General features: G+C 20.7%; 4 protein-coding genes and 1 pseudogene. 2 read left to right on the top strand and 3 right to left on the bottom strand.

Annotated elements, in window-relative coordinates; all coding sequences use genetic code 11:
• Positions 1-407 (top strand): annotated as a pseudogene (locus GBZ86_RS14030) (hypothetical protein); the annotation flags it as partial.
• A gap of 60 nt (positions 408-467) precedes the next feature.
• Here the strand turns inward: GBZ86_RS14030 and GBZ86_RS14025 are convergent.
• Positions 468-899, bottom strand: a complete 432-nt coding sequence (locus GBZ86_RS14025) for a hypothetical protein (RefSeq protein ID WP_152891680.1) — start codon at positions 897-899, stop codon at positions 468-470.
• A 225-nt stretch (positions 900-1,124) separates the two neighbouring features.
• Positions 1,125-1,751: a hypothetical protein gene (locus GBZ86_RS14020; protein ID WP_152891678.1), complete on the bottom strand. Its 627-nt coding sequence runs from the start codon at positions 1,749-1,751 to the stop codon at positions 1,125-1,127.
• Positions 1,752-1,997: 246 nt separating this feature from the next.
• On the opposite strand from GBZ86_RS14020, the gene GBZ86_RS17370 reads away from it, so the two are divergent.
• The gene (locus GBZ86_RS17370) at positions 1,998-2,174 is read left to right on the top strand and encodes a hypothetical protein (RefSeq protein ID WP_170272271.1); all 177 of its coding nucleotides are present in this window, start codon (positions 1,998-2,000) and stop codon (positions 2,172-2,174) included.
• A gap of 72 nt (positions 2,175-2,246) precedes the next feature.
• On the opposite strand, the gene GBZ86_RS14015 is transcribed toward GBZ86_RS17370, so the two are convergent.
• On the bottom strand, positions 2,247-3,336 hold a 1,090-nt coding region (locus tag GBZ86_RS14015), incomplete at its 5' end, for a glycerophosphodiester phosphodiesterase family protein (RefSeq protein ID WP_268817444.1).

Raw genomic sequence — 3,336 nt, 5'->3', positions numbered from 1 at the left:
TATTTAAACCTATTGGACAAATAAATATTAAATATAAATTGTATTTATTTATTATTTTTTTTACATTTATAATGATTGCATTTTTTTCAAATACATCTGGAATAATTGTAAAACCTTATTTTAAAACTGGAATAAAAATTTTTAAAGTAAAAGAGCATACTGTAATGTATGGAAATGAACTTTTAAATAGAGCTACTGGAAGTTTTAAAAATGGAATAATCATTGGATATTATATATTTTATTTTAAAGATATAAAAAAAATATACAGAGATAATTCAGGAAACATTATTATAATTGGATGTAATAATACTCCCTTTAAAATAATTATTAGTGCTTATAGAAGTAAATCCTATTTTTCTCATATGCTAAATATATCTATAGATAAATCCACATATAGCTTTAAGTAAAAAGGAAGCCAGTATAAATTTACTGGCTTCTTATTTAGAATCACTTAATATTATTTAGTATTACTTATTTTTTTCCATAAACTGCTCTAAGGCTAAAGTTATTAAGTCTTGTACTCTATATTCTCTGTGATTCTTACAATATTCAGAAAACTTTTCAGCAGTTGTTTTGGATAACTTATAAGATTTTTGAATTCTCTCTTCAGTACATAAAGATAAATCTAATTTGTTTTCTTTTTTAATGGTATTAGTATTACTAAGTAATTCTAATATTTCTTTTTGTTGTTTTTCTAATTCTTTTACTCTTTGTAATAGATCTTGCTGTAAATCATCAGATTTTATAAAAAAACCTTCTTCAAAATCATAAGTAAAACCTTCTTCTCTCATAAAACTAATAATTTCTTTTTTGGTAACATCAGCTTCTTCTGCTAAATTTTGCAAAGTAATTCCTTGTAATACTAAGGCATTATTAATTTTCTCAACACTTAAACTCATTTTACACCTCCAAATTTTAAAGTAACCCTTAGTATTATTTTAGTATTATTAGAAGATAATTTCTATATGAAATGTAAAATTTATACATATTTTAGAAATTTATTAACTTTAAAACATAATTAAACATAAAAAAAGCTAGATTTTTTTACTTTCTAGCTTTTTTATATTTTAATAATTAAAGTATTTTTAGTTATCTCTGCAAAATCTTTTTTGGAACATATCTATCTAATTTTTCTCTATTTTTGTAGGTAGCAAATAAGTATATTCCCTTATTTCTACTTCTTCTTTAATGGTTTTATGAATGGTATCTATTTTATACGTATCTATAGCTTGAAGTTCTTTTCGCCTAGTATGTTTTAATATATTACATACTAAAGTGACTTTAGTAGTAACTTCAACTATACCACTATTTACAAATATGTATTCTATCATTTCTATTTCTTTATCTTTAAAAACATTTAATATTTCAATTTCACCTTTATCTATTAAATGTTTAGATCCTTTAATATAATTACTTTCTTTCTTTGAATTAATTTGTTTATTCTTAATATGTTTATTAAATTCATTAGATTTTAATTTATTTTTTTCAATATTTTTAGTATTATTATTTTCTTCAAATTTATCTTTAATTTCTTTTTTTCTCATTTTAATAGTTTTAAATTTATTTTCTTTTTTTATTATATCTTTAATTTTAATATTTACACTTTTCTTAATTTTCTCTACTTCTTCATAAAGCATTTTAAAACAAATTATAAATTCTGCTCTATAATTTATATCTGGAAAATCAATTTTCATTTGTTTAGCTATTTTATGGGCTCTTTTTGTAATTTTTACAAATAATTTCTCATCCATTTTCAATTCCTCCTTTTTTCTTTCATTATACATCCCTATTCTTACTTTTTCACCTTTAAACCTGTTTATGAAAAATATTATTAAATTAATTTATAATTTTAAATACTAAAAAAATATAAATTTTTAAAATAAATTATGTATTAATTATTTCAAGACGAAAAATTGCAATTTAAAGATAAAAATAAAATTATTTTTTTAATCTATGTTATAGTTTTATAGTATTACAAAGTTAAGGAGACTAATAAAATGTATACTAAAATAAAAAAAATATTTTCAAATAGAGCATGGCTTTTTTTACCTATAATTAGTTTTTTTATTACAAATAATATAATAAAAATTTTCTTTTGGCTTTTTATTATAACAGTTGTTTTTCCCTTTGCAATTTCAGCTTGTGAATATACAAAAAAAGTAACAAATAAATAAATTTTTCATTTTTTTATTAAATGAATTGTAATTTAAAAAGCACAGAAAATCCTGTGCTTTTATTAATTATTGTTATACATTTTTGTAAAAGAAATAGTCTGCTACTTCTTTTACAAAGCTATTTTCTTTCCAGTATAAAGCATCTAATACTAAATAAGGATTATCTGTTATTATACCATTCACATTTAAATCCATAAGTTCTTCCATTTTATCTCGTTTATTTATAGTCCATACAAATATTTCCTTACCTTCATTGTGAATCTTATTAACTACTTTATTATTTACAAAAGTAGCTTCTATAGCAAATACATCTATATAATCTAAATCATAAAATTTTCCATAAGCTAGTAAGGTTATGTAGCATGTACCTATATTAGAATCTATCTCTTTCACTTCTTTTAATATTTCCTTTTTATTAGAAGCTATTAAACAATCATCACACATTTTATTTTCATTTATTAAATGAATTATCTTTTTAACTATATTTTCTTTTTCATGTCCATGAAATTTTATTTCTATAATTAACTTTATTTTATTTTTGCAAAATTTTAAAGCATCCTCAAGAGTAGGTATGTTTTCATGTTTAAAATTATCATTAAAATAACTGCTTGCATTATAATTTAAAATATCATTATAAGTGGCTTCCCAAATATTTTTATTAACCTTAGTAGTTCTTTTAAAATTAGAATCATGAGTTAAAACTAAAGTACCATCCTTAGCTTCTTGCACATCAATTTCTGCATATTTTGCTTTACTATCAATAGCTACTTTAAGAGCTGATAAAGTATTTTCTGGAGCTAATAAAGATCCTCCTCTATGGGCTACCGCTACTGTATTATAAAATAAATTAGAATTATATACTTCTTCACTATTAATAGAATATTCCATCGCTTCTATTGGAATAATCATAACTATAATAATTATTTTAGCTATATTTTGTACCATTGATTTTTTATAACTTTTTAACTTTTTATTATCACTAATATAAATTTTTTTACCTGTATAATGATAATAAAGAGTTAAAAAGAAAGTCATATTAACTAAAAATATAAATATACTTCCAGTAAATTTAATAATATCATTAAATATTACACTTCTACTTATAAATATTTCCCTTAGATTTTCTACATTTGAAATATATTTTGTAAATAAGGCTATAAAT

Source organism: Clostridium tarantellae (assembly GCF_009295725.1).
Classification (GTDB): Bacteria; Bacillota; Clostridia; order Clostridiales; family Clostridiaceae; genus Sarcina; species Sarcina tarantellae.
Note: the sequence above shows the minus strand (reverse complement) of the source record. Positions and strands in the feature narration are given on the sequence as shown.